Here is a 14,993-nt window from a genome sequence, read left to right as displayed (position 1 = left end):
GCCTCATCTCATTAACACTCGTTTTATCCACTCCATTCATTTAGACACATATTGCGAGCGCCCAATTAGGCGAATCGATACTCTACTATCGACGTTTATTGTTCGTTAGCAGCGCTTCACAATAAGCCCTTAAAAAGCAGCGCTTTATTGTTGTCTTGCGGGCTCAATAATCAGTTAACTTAAGTTTACGTTAAATAGCGATGGCTTAGCTGCAACTTTGCTGTAATTAAGCTAGGCTTAAGCTTAGATTATAAGAGAAATAGGAAACCCAGTATGCACGAGCGCCGCCAATTTTTGCGAGTTCTATTTGATCGCCCCGCTTACTTGAATCATGGGGAGCAATCTTGGTCATGCCAACTGTTGGATTTATCGTTGCAAGGAGCATTAGTCACCTTGCCTAATGACTGGGATAGCACGCTTACTCAACTCACCTTAAGCTTTAGTTTAAGTGATGTAGCAATAGATGAGCTAAGTATTACCATGGATGTTGAAGTAAAACACGAACGTAACCAGCAACTTGGTTTGCGCTGTGTTCACATTGACATTGAAAGTGCCAGCCACCTCAAGCGCCTAATCGAATTAAACTTAGGTGACGACGATTTACTGCATCGTGAGTTAGAGCACTTGGTTGATCAAAAGCAGCAACAAGACTAAACCGCTTCTAGCGCCTCTGCGAGTTTACTTACCGCTATCACTTCTAAACCTGCAATCGGCTGTTTTGGCCGATTGCCTAAAGGTACAATCGCTCGTTTAAAACCATGTTTAGATGCTTCGTTTAAACGCTCTTGCCCATTACTCACCGGGCGAATCTCTCCCGATAATCCTACTTCACCAAATACCACTAAATCTTGCGGTAATACTTGATTTCTAAAGCTCGATACCATGGCAACCAATAGCGCTAAATCAGCCCCTGTTTCAGCTACTCGTACTCCGCCTACAACATTGGTGAATACATCTTGGTCAGACATTTGCACGCCTGCATGCCGATGCATAACCGCTAACAACATGGCTAATCGATTTTGTTCTAAACCTACTGCTACTCGGCGTGGATTAGCCATTTGGCTGTAATCGACCAAGGCTTGAATTTCTACTAACAAAGGGCGTGTGCCTTCCCACACCACCATGACCACCGAGCCAGGTGCGGCTTCTTGGCCACGCGATAAGAATATCGCCGATGGGTTCGACACTTCACGCATGCCTTGCTCTGTCATCGCAAACACGCCGAGCTCGTTAATTGCTCCAAAGCGGTTTTTGTTGCCACGTAAGGTGCGAAAACGGCCGTCGGCATCCCCTTCCAGCATAATCGAGCAATCAATACAGTGCTCTAATACTTTAGGGCCTGCCAGCGATCCGTCTTTAGTTACGTGCCCCACCATAAACATGGCAATATTGTGCTGCTTGGCAAAGCGCGTTAACCAAGCGGCACTTTCGCGAACTTGGCTTACACCACCCGGTGCCGACTGAATATCAGCCATGTGCATCACCTGAATCGAGTCAATCACCATCATCTTTGGTTTAACTTCCAAAGCAACTTGGCCAATTTGCTCAACACTGGTTTCGGCTAACAGTTTTAGTTTGTCTTTAGGCAAACCTAAACGCTGAGCACGCAAGGCAATTTGCTGCAAAGATTCTTCACCAGTAACGTACAAGGTATCCATGGTTTGCGCTAAGCCACACATGGTTTGCAGCAACAAGGTACTTTTACCCGCGCCAGGGCTTCCGCCAATTAAAATAGCGCTGCCCGGCACTACACCGCCACCCAGCACGCGATCAAACTCAGTAAAACCGGTAGAAAATCGCGGCAATTCGGCTAAATCGATACTCTCAAGCGTTTGCACCTTACCAGTGGCGTTGCCAGCGTAGCCGGTAAAACGGTCGTTACGCGCTGGCGCCGCACTTAAGCGTACTTCGCTAATGGTATTCCAGGCTTTACACTCTCCACATTGCCCCTGCCAACGAGGGAAATCGGCTCCGCAATCGTTACACACATAGGCCGTTTTCACTTTTGCCATTTTCACTCCGGGCGGTCACATAATGCTAAAATACTGTTAATAATGCTTGCCTTAGCCGAGTCACAAGGCACAATCTTTGCTTATTATCTAAGATTGTAAAGACTGAGACAGAGTTTTGACAGCAAAACAACCGTTTAAGGAATAATACCCAGCAATATGGCGGACACCAAGCACTACGCAATAATTGAACGTTTATTACCACTAATGGGAAGCAGTGACTTTAACCAAGTATTTAGTCGCGCCACCCAAGAGCTGTCTAATAATGAACGCTTCTTATTAAAAATGGAAATGAACCGCTTATCGGCTCCTTGCCAGCGCTTGGTTGATCTAAGAACTAAAGTAGATGGCGAATGTGAAGAGTTTCACTATCACGGTAAAACCCACTATCTAGACGACCTTGCCATCAAGGTCTTTAAACAGCAGCTAAAACTCTATAACAACCAGTACACCTTAGGCATATTTGAAAAACTGCAAACTACCGAGAATAACTTCAAGGTAATGCAGAAGAACAATATCAGCCCACAAGAAGCGGCCGCCCGTCGCCCCAAAAACATCGTCGCTCGCGCAGTACGTTTAGGCCATTACATTGGGCGCAGTGAAGAGCGCATGCACCTTACCGCGCCATTAAAAATGGCAGGCGTAAACGGCGTATTGTTTGATGCTCGTACTTCCAACATGTCGGTTTCGGGACTTAGAGCTAAGGTCGACTCGCAGCGAGAATTTGTCGTTGGCGAGCATTACTTCATTTACTTTAGCGGCCTAGAAAAAGAATTTGTTAACCGCGTGCTGAGCGCAGGCACGGAATACCAAGTAGTAGGCATCGACCGTAAAGGCAGCCAGCAATGGGTACGCTTAATTGTGGTCGATCCAGGGGAGGAGTTTAATAACTTCTTCAAAAACTTTTTACGCTCTTATCGTGGGCGCTATAAAGTAGACGTAGATAACATCACCGCAGCGGTTATCACTAAAGGTTATGAGCAATATTTAATGCCGCGCTTGAGCAGTGTGCCGTTGTATTTTTCCGGTGAAACACCCGCGCAACTCAACTATGTGTTAGCCACACAAAATAATCTAGAACTGCTGTCTTATTGGCGAGATGAAACCAATAACAGCCATTTGTCGCAGTTGTTTCACCCGCCAAGAATGATGCGTTATCAGCAGCAGGGCCAAGGCGAGAGTTTAATTTATTGCTTTACTCACACTGCCAACAACAAGTTGTTTTTCTATTCTGCTTCTAGTGAAGAACTGGCCGAGCACCCAGAGCTTCGAGAGTTGTATTTTGCTTTTGGCTGCCGCAAACCCAGCTGGAAAGTATTCAAGTTTCAATATCACCCCGCTCAGGCCAGCGATGCCGAGGTAAGCTCCCCTCTTCCTAAAAAGGACTCGCAAATTGAGCGTGAGCGAGTGGCTAAAGCCTTAGGCAACCTAAGCATGGTAGGTTTGTTAAGCGACGTTACCAACCTACATATTGAGCAAAGCTACCAATTAGCCTACCCGCTTGACGGCAACCCCAACAAGCTTGCGCTGTTTAATCAAAGCAAACAGCCCAGCAAGCACTTTGAGCAGGTAAACTATAAGTATCTGCAGCTACGCAAAGAGAATCGCTACAAATACCGCTCATTAGTAGAGGTTGAACATCAAGGTGCTAACGAATCGGGTTGGATTAGTGATTTTTCAATCAGCGGAATGAAGATTGAAGTAGAGACACCGCTGGATTATACCGTTGGCGATACCGTACACATTGCCCTGCCGCAGTTTCAGAAACTGGTGAAAAGCTTTGAGCTTAAGCACTTGGCTTACGAAGTAACCAATTGCAATAACAGCCACACCATATACAACTTAAAAGTGATTGAAGTAAAGGGACACTCGCACCAAGGTGTTAGCTTTTTCAAACAGCTCATCGATAACAACTTAGACAAACTGCCAATGCTGCCAGAAGGCAAAACCATCGCCGGTTTGTCTGACGCACTACGCCAAATAGTATGCGCACCACTATTTTGCCGTGCGATGTTTATTCATAAAGTACCGGGCGCACTTGATGTAGGTTGTGTGACTTACGGCTCTATTCCACAGGCCAGTGATAATTGGTTGAATATTGATAGCAGTTCGCACCAAGCCGATTTAACCAAGTTCCTTGCCAGCGAAAACTTAGCATCTTTTCTCGCCACCCAATTACGTAGCCATACGCCCAGTGACAACCCTGAACGTATTGAAGTGATCACGGTGAGTACTAAAGATAACAGCAAGCTGTTGTCGGTACGTTGTAGCGACAATTTTACTTCGGTAGCGCAGTTACGCGAGTTTGTTAACTTGAGTTCGAGCCGAGGCCAAGTCAACGCTTTTTGTTTACAATTGTCTCGAGTAGGTCGCCCAGATACTGAGTATATTCAACGCGAACTAGACTACATTAGCCATTACGCAATTCATCGCGCTAAGCAATTAGAAGATGAGCTATGGAGTGTGGCGGGAGTGATTGAAGTGACCGATGTCACCGAAGAACTGATGCAGCGCTTTAACTTAAGCGCTGCACCTCAACAGCTCAAACTAAGCAGCTAACATTTTAGCGGCGCGTAAAATACACACTGCGCCGTCTAAATCACTGTGTTTAATGGTAAGTTGTGCTTGTTGCTGCACCAAAGGTTTAGCATGAATCGCAACCCCAAAATCAGCCGCTGCCAACATCTTAAGGTCATTAGCTCCATCACCAATCGCCATTGTTTGCTGAGCGGCATACTGCTGCTTAAGCTGTAACAGAATATCGGCTTTAGCTTGTGCATCCACCACCGGACCCAATACCTCGCCAGTCAGCGTATCATTTTCTATTTCTAGTACATTGGCTTGTACATGGTCAAAACCTAAATCTTGCTGTAAGCGCTCGGCAAAATAGGTGAAGCCACCTGAGGCTATCGCCACCTTCCAGCCAGCATCATGAATTGTCTCTATCAAACATTTTAAGCCCGGCATTAACGGCATGTTATCGGCAACTTGCTTGAGAATACTTTGAGGCGCATCTTTTAGCAGTGCTACGCGGCTACGTAAGCTTTGCTCAAAGTCTAACTCTCCGCGCATAGCGGCGGCAGTTACCGCGCTCACTTGCTCGCCGATGTTGGCTAACACAGCTATTTCATCAATACACTCAATTTGGATGGTGGTGGAATCCATGTCCATCAACACCACACCTGGCTGACTAAGATCTGGCAAGCTATCTAACACAGCCAAATCAAAGTTAAACTCAATACCCGCGAGTTTATCTTTACACCACTGAGTATCCGCTTCACTTTGCAACAATACGCAAATATTTCCCGCTTCCGGCATTACGCCGCAGAAGTTTAACGCGGTAGAGTCGTCGACCAGTGGACGCAAAACGGCAAAGTCTGGAATCAACAATTCTTTTGCCCATACCAAAATATACGCACCAGTCAGAGCACCACTGGTTTCTAAGAGCCCTTCATCAGGACATACCCGATATGGAAATTGCTTTAGGGCCAAAGACCACTGGCTTAATGACTGCGGTAAGCTTTCAAGACTATGTGGTGATTGCAAAACGAGATCCTTGTTTCTAAAAATTGCGGCGCATCAAGATAGCGTATTGCTTTTTGGTTTGGCAAGCACCTACAATGGCTTTAAGCATAAAAAAGAGGTTCGTGTGGCCAAATCTGCAGTTAGACGCTATCGAATTATTCAATTCACTCAATTGGTGTTAGCCATTGTATGTTGTGTTTGGGTACTTTATTACTACGTTGATTTAAAACACAGCGGTGAACAGTTAATCGAGAACCAAACCGAAAAACTGGCGCGCTCGTTAACCTCTTTAGCCGCGTTAAATGCAGCAGGCTACATCGAAGAAGACAATCAACAAGATTTAACCGAGTTGGTGAACTCTTTAGTCAAAGAACATTTTGTAAAAGATGCCACCATCTATGACCATCAAGGGCTTCGCTTAGCCGCTTCTCATCTGGCCTTACCGCTCTCGCAATTGCTGCCTTTGGCAGGCAATAGCCATTTACCGTTAGAAGGTTTAGGCAGGCGCCCTTATATTGCAGAAGTTCGAGGAGAAAAAGGAGAAACCTTAGGTTTTTTACGAATAACTCTAGAGCATACAACCTTACTGGCCGAAGCAAATACTTACATCACTAATGGCCAATCAAAAATCATGATTATGTTTTTGATGTCGATTAGCATTGGATTTTTGTTAACGCGGGTATTGTCGAGGAAACGCCATTTGGCCACTTTGTTTAATATAAACAAACGCGCCCAACGTAAAGAAGCGAAGAAAGCGAAGAAACTTCTAGCGGACATCGCCGCTAGAAGTGATACCGCTAAAGGCTAAAGTAAAGACTCAAGGGTTAGGGTAATCATGTCGTTAAACGTAGTTTGACGCTCTTCTGCGGTAGTTTGCTCACCACTGCGAATATGGTCTGAAATAGTCACAACACATAAAGCCGCTTTACCGCATTCAGCCGCTACGCCATAAAGACCAGCTGCTTCCATTTCTACTGCATATACATTATGTTTTTCCATCACATCGAACATATCTGGTTCTGGTGAATAGAATAAATCTGCAGAGAAAATGTTACCTACTTTTGCATCAATGCCTTGTGCTTTAGCGCTGTCTACGGCAGCACGTAATAGCTCGTAGTTAGCAATAGCCGCAAAGTCATGGCCCTTAAAACGGCTACGGTTTACTTTTGAATCGGTACACGCGCCCATGGCAATAACCACATCACGCAACTGAATGTCGTTACTTACTGCACCGGCACTGCCTACGCGAATAATGTTTTCAACACCGTACTGAGTGTATAGCTCGTGAGCGTAAATAGAACAGCTTGGAATACCCATGCCAGAACCCATTACAGAAACACGTTTGCCTTTGTATGTGCCCGTGTAACCTAGCATGTTACGCACACCGGTTACTTCTACAACGTCTTCCAAAAAGGTTTCAGCAATGTGTTTAGCACGCAGCGGATCGCCAGGCATTAATACCGTTTCTGCGAAATCACCAGGGTTAGCATTGATATGTGGGGTAGCCATATAAACTCCTAAATAAAGTTAGTTCGAGGTGGCGGCAGATTAGCGACCACCCTCAGTTATTATTTTTGTAAAAAACTGCTGCCGTATTCTAAGGCTGGCAATTTCATGTAATCGGCAATGGTTTGTCCAATGTCAGCAAAGGTATCGCGTTTACCAACATTTTTTGCACCTAAGTTTTTACCGTAAAAAATCACTGGGATATGTTCACGTGTATGATCGCTGCCCGGCCAAGTAGGGTCACAGCCATGATCAGCAGTAAGGATCACAATGTCGTCATCACTTAACTGGGCGAGTAACTCAGGCAAGCGTTTATCAAAGTACTCTAAAGCTGCTGCGTAACCTGCAACGTCGCGACGGTGGCCGTACGACGAATCAAAATCGACAAAGTTGGTGAAGATAATACTGTTATCAACTTGTCGATCCATTTCACTCAAAGTTAAGTCAAATAGGCCTTCTAAACCGGTGGCTTTTACCTTGCGAGTGATGCCTTGTTGAGCGTAAATATCGGCAATTTTACCAATGCTTACCACCTCTCCACCGGCATCTGCCATGCGATCTAACAAAGTAGGTGCAGGCGGCAGCACCGATAAATCACGGCGATTACCCGTGCGGGCAAATTCTTGGGCATTCGCGCCCACAAATGGCCGCGCAATCACTCGACCAATATTGTATTTATCTACCAACTCTCGGGCTAACTCACACAACTTAAGCAAACGCTCAACACCAAAGGTTTCTTCATGAGCGGCAATTTGGAATACGCTGTCTGCCGAGGTGTAAAAGATCGGCTTACCTGTGGCCATGTGCTCTTCGCCCAAGCGTTCTAACACTTCGGTGCCCGATGCATGACAATTACCTAAGTAACCCGGCAGCTCAGCACGCTCCACTAATTCATCTAATAAGCTTTGCGGGAAGCTGTTTTCTAAGTCGCTAAAGTAACCCCAGTCAAATAACACCGGTACGCCAGCAATTTCCCAATGGCCACTTGGAGTGTCTTTACCGCTCGACATTTCTGCCGCATAGCCATAATGGCCAGTCGGTGTTACTTCGGCATCTAGGCCAGGAGGAAATACCCCACCACTTTCGCCACAGGCTTTACCTAAACCTAAACGGTTTAAGTTAGGAATGTTTAACGGGCCAGAGCGGCCAACATCCGCTTTGCCTAAAGCACATTGCTCGGCAATGTGCAGCATCGTATTTGCGCCTACATCACCAAACTTGTCGGCGTCGTCGCTGGCACCAATACCAAAAGAATCCAGCATTAAAATAATTGCACGTTTCATAGGATCTCCTTACTGCGGACCAATACGCTGATAAACAGGGTTTACATCGGCCTGCACTGCACTAGGCTCATCAAGTTTGATGGCCTGTTGAATTTGTTTTGCGGCGGCTTGCCAAGCGTCCTCATCATCAGCATGTAGCATCAGAAGGTTTTGGCCTTTATCTACCAAGTCACCTAATTCTACGAGTTCGCTAATGCCAACACTGTGATCAATCGCAGCACCAGGCACACTTCTACCGCCACCTAAACTCACCACTGCCATACCTAACTCACGGCAATCGAGTTGTTTAATCATGCCACTGTGTTTTGCCAATACCGGCTTAATCACTTTAGCTTTTGGTAAGTAGTGATCACTGCGTTCTACAAAGTCAGTTGGCCCGCCTAAGGCACTGACCATTTTGGCAAAACGCTCTAAGGCTGCGCCCGAGCTAATACTGTCGGCCAACTTTTGCTCCGCTTGTTGCTTACTGTTGGCTAGGCCACTTGATAGCAACATTTCTGCGGCTAATGCAGTAGTGACTTGATGTAGCCGATGCGCAGACCTGTCACCTTTTAAGTAACGTAAAGTCTCTGCTATTTCGACCGCATTACCGGCACTTGGTGCCAAAGGCTGGTTCATGTCGGTGAGTAAAGCGCAGCATTTCACACCAGCAGCGTTAGACACTTCAACAATGCTTTCAGCCAAGGCTTTAGATTGGGCGAAATCAGGCATGAATGCCCCGCTGCCCACTTTTACATCCATGACTAAAGCTTGTAAGCCAGAGGCTAACTTTTTACTTAAAATCGAGGCCGTAATCAATGGAATAGACTCCACTGTCGCCGTCACATCGCGAATGCCATAAAGGCGCTTATCGGCCGGCGCCAATTCACCGGTTTGGCCGATAATTGCAATGCCTACGTCTTTTACAATGCTTTCAAATTGTTGCGAGTTTGGGCTAATGGAATACCCAGGGATCGCTTCTAACTTATCTAAGGTACCGCCAGTGTGGCCCAAGCCGCGTCCCGAAATCATTGGCACGTGCCCACCACAAGCCGCCACCATTGGCCCCAAGATCAACGACGTTAAATCCCCTACACCGCCAGTAGAATGTTTATCTACCACTGGACCAGGCAAGTTAAGGTGATCCCAATTGAGTACCTGACCAGAGTCTCGCATGGCGCAAGTTAAGGCGGTGGATTCACTGCCATTCATACTGTTGAAATACACCGCCATGGCAAATGCGCCAATTTGGCTATCACTCAGTTGGCCATTAGTAATGCCATCCACCATGAATTGGATTTCTTCTAGCGATAGCGCATTGCCATCGCGTTTACGTCGAATGATTTCTTGAGGTAACAACATAAGCATTCCTTAGAAAGGCTAGACCTTAGTAACCCGCGCCTGCTTGCGCGTTTTCGTCACCAGAAATGGTGGCTTGAAGCGCTGCTAATAAGCTTGATGCGCCAAAACGGAAGTGAGCCTCGCCCAACCAATCGCTACCTAGCGCGTTAGTCGCAATATCTAGGTAAACTTTAGCCTGTTCGGCACTTTTAACGCCACCAGCTGCTTTGAAACCACAGGCAGGATTAAACTCGGCAATCGCCTTAAGCATAATCTCAGCCGCCTCTGGTGTAGCGTTTACAGGCACTTTACCGGTAGAGGTTTTGATGAAATCAGCACCGGCTTTAATCGACAACTCACTGGCTTTAGCGATCAGGGCTGGCGTTTTTAACTCGCCACTTTCGATAATTACCTTTAATTTAATCTGGCCGCAGGCTGCTTTACACTGCTTAACCAGCTCAAAACCTACCTCTTCGTTGCCAGCCATTAGTGCGCGCCATGGGAACACTACATCTACTTCGTCTGCTCCGTAGGCTACTGCTGCTTTGGTTTCTGCAACAGCTAGCGCAACGTCATCTTCACCCAGTGGGAAGTTGGTTACGGTAGCAATTTTCACCTCACTAGCGCCGTGTTCGGCTAGCACTTTGCGGGCGAAAGGAATGAATCGAGGATAAATACAAATTGCCGCCACTTGGCCTTCAGCTGATTTAGCTTGAGCACACAATGCCGCTACGCTTTCGCGAGTATCATCATCATTTAGCGTGGTAAGGTCCATTAAAGAAAGGGCTTGACGCGCCACAGCAGTAAGAGACTGAGACATAATTATTCCTCAAAATTTTAAGATTAAACCGATTGCCAGAGCAGCAATCGATTGAGCTGAATTAGAGGCTTCTCGACAGGTTGCCGAGAAGCCTTATTAGCTTATAGCAGGCTGAAGAAGAAACCAGCAAGTGCAGCACTCATTAAGTTAGCTAATGATGCAGCCGCTACAGCTTTAAGACCTAAGCGAGCAATGTCAGAACGGCGTGTTGGCGCCATGCTACCTAAGCCACCTAGTAAAATTGCAATTGATGAAAGGTTAGCGAAACCACATAGCGCAAAAGTAATAATTACTTGAGTATGCTCAGATAGTGTTTCACGGATTTCAACAAAGTTAATGTAAGCAACAAATTCGTTAACAACTAGCTTTTGACCAATAAAGCTACCCGCTTGAACAGCTTCTGCCCATGGCACACCAATAATCCACGCAACCGGTGCGAAGATGTAACCAAGAATAAGTTCAATGGTTAGGCCTTCAACGCCAAACCAACCGCCAATGCCGCCAACCATACCGTTTAGCAAAGCAATCAAACCAATAAAGGCAAGTAGCATTGCACCTACGTTAAGGGCAAGGTGCAAACCCGTTGATGCACCGCTTGCGGCAGCGTCAATTACGTTTGCAGGGCGATCTTCTTCAGCTAAAGTAGCGTCCATATCTTGCTCTGAAGCATTGGTTTCAGGCTTGATAATCTTGGCCATTAATAGGCCACCCGGCGCTGCCATGAATGAAGCGGCAATAAGGTATTTAAGCTCTACGCCCAAACCTGCGTAACCGGCTAAAACAGAACCCGCAACAGAGGCTAAACCACCTACCATAATGGCGAATAATTCAGACTCGCTCATTTTAGGAATGAAAGGCTTAACCACAATTGGCGCTTCAGTTTGGCCAACAAAGATGTTTGCTGTCGCAGACATTGACTCTGGGCGACTTGTACCAAGCGCTTTTTGCAGTGCACCACCAATAACCAAAATGATCTTCTGCATAATGCCTAAGTAGTAAAGCACTGCAATGAGTGATGAGAAGAACACGATGATTGGCAATACGCGAATCGCGAATACAAAGCCAACACCGTTAGAAAACATTGCGTTAGTGCCTAAGCCACCAAACAAAAAGTTGATACCCGCTTGCGCGCTATCAATAACCGATTGAACACCACCAGAAACAGCAGCAAGCACGTCTTGGCCAAATGGAAGGTAAAGTACAAATGCACCAAAACCAGCTTGGATAGCAAAAGCTCCAAGTACGGTACGTTTGTTAATTCGTTTTTTGTTGTCGGAGAGCAAGAATGCTATCCCTAGCAGCGCAAGTACGCCAACCAAGCTCATTACTGTACTGTTCATACGTGTCCCTATTGTTTAATTGTCTTTTTTAGTGAAACTCACATCGCTTCCATCTTCCTGCCACATGCAAAAGAAGCCATCTACAACGCGTTTATTTAGTATTCCATTACACTCAGGTATCTGTTCAGGTAACTACCTTTAGTGCCGACCGAGGTGTAATGACTTCTACTGCCGGCGATCATACCTTGGGTTTTTAGCCCAAATGATAACTAGATCAAATCTAATCCACTTCTGAGCGCTTGCCATCAACTTGTTAACCAAATGTGTTGATGATTTTTCACAATTTCCCTAAGATGCCTGACTATTCACAATCTTGTTAAGCAAACTATAGGAAATTTCTAATTTATTTCCCAAGCACTTAACTAGAATGTTTAACGAATTTGTTACGAAAAAAAACGCTCGAGTACATTTTGGTAGGCCATACCGCCCAAATAAATACCCAAAATACCAATAATGCCCGACAACACCGGAGGAGCCGGTAAAGGCAACTTAATAGCACTAAATACTATGCCAACAACAGCGCCAGTAATTAGAGCAATAATAACTTCGTACATTTTTTTCGTCCTTTAAATACAGAGGAACTTACACAAGACACAGCGCTATTGCTGTTTTTTCCCTCAGTTCATGGGAAGCAGTTTAAGTTTCTAAGTTGTTAAAAATCGTGAGGTGCATCACGGGATAATAGTCAAAGATTAGTCAAAATGAAGTTAGTTACTAAATATGTTGAAAGGGAGCGTTGAGTGGTTGATGTTATGGTGAGCAAGAATGAGGAAAAAGTGACCTTTAGACAACAGTTTAACTGCTGTAAGAACTGTCGCTGCCCTAATTTTGGTTTAACCGAGAGCTCAGACTATTTAGCCGAAAGTCATCAGCTTGGCTACCCTGCTCTGCATTGCAAAGCGTGTGGCAGTTACCCCCCTTTGGTAGACAGCCATAGCGTGAATTTAATTGTAGAAGAGCGCGCCAAATTACATTTAAGCAAAGCCCCTTGCGGCTGTAGCCATTGTGAACCGGGCTTTTTCTTAGGCCCCACAGCTGGAGTTAAGCGCTACGGTAAAACAGGGGCGAATAGCCAGCGCTACCAATGCCGACAATGCCAAAGTGTTTTTACTCAAGTTCACGTTAAAGGCACCGAGCAACTATGCCGACTATTTAATTTTTTGAGTTTAGGCCACAGCCCGCAAAAAATTATGCAGCAGTTAAGCATTGCACCAAAAATTTACTACCAATTATTACAGCGACTGTTTCACTGCTTACGCTTTTATTCACGCCAGCAAGAGGTCGCGGTGCTAACACGCAAATTTATTGCGATACACACCGAGAGTAATGTGCATGAATTTTCTGAACAAAAGCGCGTATGGGCGCTTTGTTCTAGCGAAGCAGAATCTGGCTATGTCTTGCTGCATACTCATAATCAAACCCAATTGCAGCTCAACAACTCTGTGTACTATCAACAGCAAGCTTCCACCATGCTGCCAAGCCTTAGCGATAGCCCTATCGTGGACGCATTAAAACGCCGTTATCAGCTCACTTTGAATCGCTATCATTTTGAAGATTTACACTATGGACCCACCTCGCATTTGCGTGGTACCCAAATCATTCAACCATCGGTATGTGCCTATGCACATTTCCAGTTGCTGTACGGTTTTACTCAACAAAGCGACAGCTGCCATCACTATATTGAGCACGAAAGTAGTATTCGTGGCGCTGCGTTAATGAGCTGTGTAGACGAGATTAAACATAAAACAGCTGAGGTATATTACATTTACCGCCACCCTCGTACCCAATCTGATATGGGCTCTGCCGGTAACAAAGTAGGTTGGTGGAATGACCGTTGGTTTCCCGCTGATTTTGGCGCTTTTTGTGGTATTACTTCCGGCCAACAAGTGCCAGCACCTATCGAATTACCAAGGCCGCTAGCCTGCCATTTGTTCTTTGAGCACCTTGAACAAAACATGTCCAAGCAGCTAAAAAGTGCCAGCTCGGTAGATGCGCTATTTGAAATAAACCGAGCACTATTTAACTATGTGATTTGTGACGATAACGAGCAAACACCCGCCATGCGCTTGGGTTGCAGTGATTCCCCCTTAAGTGGAACCGCCTTAGTTACTGCCGCAGTAGCCGCGGTGAACGCAGACCATATTGATAAGTTTAAAGCCTAAAGGCTGCCCTTGATTAACTTGATGGAGTATTGAGCTGCAGTAGCTTCGTGCTCGCTCTAAGAGCAAGCTAAACAACCTGCAGAAGGGTTACATTGGTAGATGCAGAGCCTGAAGGCTGTTATCCCACAACGCTTGCTCTAACTGCTCTGCTGGTTCGCTACGCAACGCAATGAGTTGTTCAAAGATAATAGATAAATTAAGCGGAGTATTGTGAGCTTGTTTCATCTCAAATAGCGGCATATCGGGGGCGTCAGTTTCTAATACCAGAGCATCAAGCGGCAGCCGCTTTAAAGCCTTACGGGTTTTCTCAGAACGTGGCCATGTGATGGTGCCACCCACGCCAATTTTAAACCCTAAATCCACAAAACGACTGGCCTGCACGTAGCTGCCACTAAAGCCATGAATAATGCCGCCTTGGCTGAATTGTTGCTGCTTTAGCAACTGTGCCACTCGGTCGTGTAAACGCACCGAATGGATCAGTAATGGTAACTGTTGTTGCTGGGCTGCCTGTATTTGCCAATCAAAAGCAAACTCTTGGTGAGCCATAGTATCCGAGAACCGTCCGTCTAAGCCGCATTCGCCCCACGCTTGTACTTTATCACCCGCTTGTTTAACTAAGGTCTGCAATCTATTTAGCTCGCCTAACAAGGCATCAGGATGCTGTGTTAAGGCTTGTTCATTTAGAAAACACGGATGATAGCCCAAGGCTACAAATAGCGAAGGTATAACACTTAAATCTAACACCGTTTGCCAATTATTAGGGGCAACTGCAGGCACCATACAGTGGCTGACATTCGCTTGAGCAAAACGTGCTAAATGCGCAGCTAAATCATCTTTAAAGGGAGGGAAATCAAGGTGACAATGGGTATCAAACCAAGCCATGTTAATCTTGCTCGGGTTTAGTATGTTCGCGAGGGATACAACTGCGGCAGGGCTTATCTAATCCATTGGCCGCTAGCCACTTGTCGTAAGCCGCCAGGTATTGAGACATTTTACGCCAAATTCTGTTAAACATAATCTATCTCCGG

Annotated in this window: 14 protein-coding genes; 4 read left to right on the top strand and 10 right to left on the bottom strand. The window is 45.8% G+C overall.

Annotation, left to right across the window (positions count from 1 at the left end; all coding sequences use genetic code 11):
- Positions 1–273: 273 nt before the first annotated feature.
- Positions 274–654, top strand: coding sequence for a PilZ domain-containing protein (locus Q4549_RS11135; protein ID WP_303512264.1), 381 nt, complete (start codon positions 274–276; stop codon positions 652–654).
- Here the strand turns inward: Q4549_RS11135 and radA are convergent.
- Complete coding sequence (radA, locus tag Q4549_RS11130) at positions 651–2,012, bottom strand: DNA repair protein RadA (protein WP_137674221.1); 1,362 nt, start codon at positions 2,010–2,012, stop codon at positions 651–653. The two genes, Q4549_RS11135 and radA, sit on opposite strands and share 4 nt — an antisense overlap.
- Positions 2,013–2,168: 156 nt before the next feature.
- Here radA and Q4549_RS11125 point away from each other — a divergent pair, with 156 nt between their 5' ends.
- Complete coding sequence (locus tag Q4549_RS11125) at positions 2,169–4,568, top strand: PilZ domain-containing protein (RefSeq protein WP_303551554.1); 2,400 nt, start codon at positions 2,169–2,171, stop codon at positions 4,566–4,568.
- On the opposite strand, the gene serB is transcribed toward Q4549_RS11125, so the two are convergent.
- Complete coding sequence (serB, locus tag Q4549_RS11120; RefSeq protein ID WP_303551557.1) at positions 4,557–5,555, bottom strand: phosphoserine phosphatase SerB; 999 nt, start codon at positions 5,553–5,555, stop codon at positions 4,557–4,559. The genes Q4549_RS11125 and serB overlap by 12 nt on opposite strands.
- Positions 5,556–5,565: 10 nt before the next feature.
- Between serB and Q4549_RS11115 the strand changes: the two genes are divergently transcribed.
- The gene (locus tag Q4549_RS11115) at positions 5,566–6,342 is read left to right on the top strand and encodes a YtjB family periplasmic protein (protein WP_137674223.1); all 777 of its coding nucleotides are present in this window, start codon (positions 5,566–5,568) and stop codon (positions 6,340–6,342) included.
- Here the strand turns inward: Q4549_RS11115 and deoD are convergent.
- The 6 genes from deoD to Q4549_RS11085 form a co-directional block, all read right to left on the bottom strand.
- Positions 6,339–7,043 carry a purine-nucleoside phosphorylase gene (gene deoD / locus Q4549_RS11110; RefSeq protein WP_303551560.1) on the bottom strand — a complete coding sequence of 235 codons (705 nt, stop codon included), beginning with the start codon at positions 7,041–7,043 and terminating at the stop codon, positions 6,339–6,341. The genes Q4549_RS11115 and deoD overlap by 4 nt on opposite strands.
- 59 nt (positions 7,044–7,102) lie before the next feature.
- On the bottom strand, positions 7,103–8,323 hold the full coding sequence (locus Q4549_RS11105) for a phosphopentomutase (protein WP_303512250.1): 1,221 nt from the start codon (positions 8,321–8,323) through the stop codon (positions 7,103–7,105).
- 9 nt (positions 8,324–8,332) lie between these two features.
- Positions 8,333–9,664 (bottom strand): thymidine phosphorylase, encoded by a 1,332-nt coding sequence (gene deoA, locus Q4549_RS11100; protein WP_303551563.1) that lies wholly within the window; start codon positions 9,662–9,664, stop codon positions 8,333–8,335.
- A 25-nt stretch (positions 9,665–9,689) separates the two neighbouring features.
- Complete coding sequence (gene deoC / locus Q4549_RS11095; RefSeq protein ID WP_303551566.1) at positions 9,690–10,463, bottom strand: deoxyribose-phosphate aldolase; 774 nt, start codon at positions 10,461–10,463, stop codon at positions 9,690–9,692.
- 101 nt (positions 10,464–10,564) lie between these two features.
- Positions 10,565–11,803 carry a NupC/NupG family nucleoside CNT transporter gene (locus Q4549_RS11090; RefSeq protein ID WP_137674228.1) on the bottom strand — a complete coding sequence of 413 codons (1,239 nt, stop codon included), beginning with the start codon at positions 11,801–11,803 and terminating at the stop codon, positions 10,565–10,567.
- Between the two features lie 383 nt (positions 11,804–12,186).
- Positions 12,187–12,357, bottom strand: a complete 171-nt coding sequence (locus Q4549_RS11085; protein WP_137674229.1) for a XapX domain-containing protein — start codon at positions 12,355–12,357, stop codon at positions 12,187–12,189.
- A 186-nt stretch (positions 12,358–12,543) separates the two neighbouring features.
- Here Q4549_RS11085 and Q4549_RS11080 point away from each other — a divergent pair, with 186 nt between their 5' ends.
- The gene (locus Q4549_RS11080; protein WP_303551568.1) at positions 12,544–13,965 is read left to right on the top strand and encodes a hypothetical protein; all 1,422 of its coding nucleotides are present in this window, start codon (positions 12,544–12,546) and stop codon (positions 13,963–13,965) included.
- A gap of 87 nt (positions 13,966–14,052) precedes the next feature.
- On the opposite strand, the gene Q4549_RS11075 is transcribed toward Q4549_RS11080, so the two are convergent.
- Both Q4549_RS11075 and Q4549_RS11070 read right to left on the bottom strand, forming a co-directional pair.
- Positions 14,053–14,847 (bottom strand): TatD family hydrolase, encoded by a 795-nt coding sequence (locus tag Q4549_RS11075; protein ID WP_303512238.1) that lies wholly within the window; start codon positions 14,845–14,847, stop codon positions 14,053–14,055.
- A gap of 1 nt (position 14,848) precedes the next feature.
- Positions 14,849–14,980, bottom strand: coding sequence for a hypothetical protein (locus tag Q4549_RS11070; RefSeq protein WP_255437904.1), 132 nt, complete (start codon positions 14,978–14,980; stop codon positions 14,849–14,851).
- Positions 14,981–14,993 lie beyond the last annotated feature (13 nt).

Origin of the sequence: Agarivorans sp. 2_MG-2023 (assembly GCF_030548085.1) — a bacterium.
In the GTDB taxonomy this organism is placed as follows: Bacteria; Pseudomonadota; Gammaproteobacteria; order Enterobacterales; family Celerinatantimonadaceae; genus Agarivorans.
The sequence above is the reverse complement of the archived record's forward strand: the minus strand, read 5'-3'. Positions and strand labels throughout refer to the sequence as shown.

Bases quoted from the DNA above. Each gene is read 5' to 3' on its own strand.
- Q4549_RS11135 (WP_303512264.1), top strand. From the start codon at position 274: ATGCACGAGCGCCGCCAATTTTTGCGAGTTCTATTTGATCGCCCCGCT.
- radA (WP_137674221.1), bottom strand. From the start codon at position 2,012: ATGGCAAAAGTGAAAACGGCCTATGTGTGTAACGATTGCGGAGCCGAT.
- Q4549_RS11125 (WP_303551554.1), top strand. From the start codon at position 2,169: ATGGCGGACACCAAGCACTACGCAATAATTGAACGTTTATTACCACTA.
- deoD (WP_303551560.1), bottom strand. From the start codon at position 7,043: ATGGCTACCCCACATATCAATGCTAACCCTGGTGATTTCGCAGAAACG.
- Q4549_RS11105 (WP_303512250.1), bottom strand. From the start codon at position 8,323: ATGAAACGTGCAATTATTTTAATGCTGGATTCTTTTGGTATTGGTGCC.
- deoA (WP_303551563.1), bottom strand. From the start codon at position 9,664: ATGTTGTTACCTCAAGAAATCATTCGACGTAAACGCGATGGCAATGCG.
- deoC (WP_303551566.1), bottom strand. From the start codon at position 10,463: ATGTCTCAGTCTCTTACTGCTGTGGCGCGTCAAGCCCTTTCTTTAATG.
- Q4549_RS11090 (WP_137674228.1), bottom strand. From the start codon at position 11,803: ATGAACAGTACAGTAATGAGCTTGGTTGGCGTACTTGCGCTGCTAGGG.
- Q4549_RS11085 (WP_137674229.1), bottom strand. From the start codon at position 12,357: ATGTACGAAGTTATTATTGCTCTAATTACTGGCGCTGTTGTTGGCATA.
- Q4549_RS11075 (WP_303512238.1), bottom strand. From the start codon at position 14,847: ATGGCTTGGTTTGATACCCATTGTCACCTTGATTTCCCTCCCTTTAAA.
- Q4549_RS11070 (WP_255437904.1), bottom strand. From the start codon at position 14,980: ATGTTTAACAGAATTTGGCGTAAAATGTCTCAATACCTGGCGGCTTAC.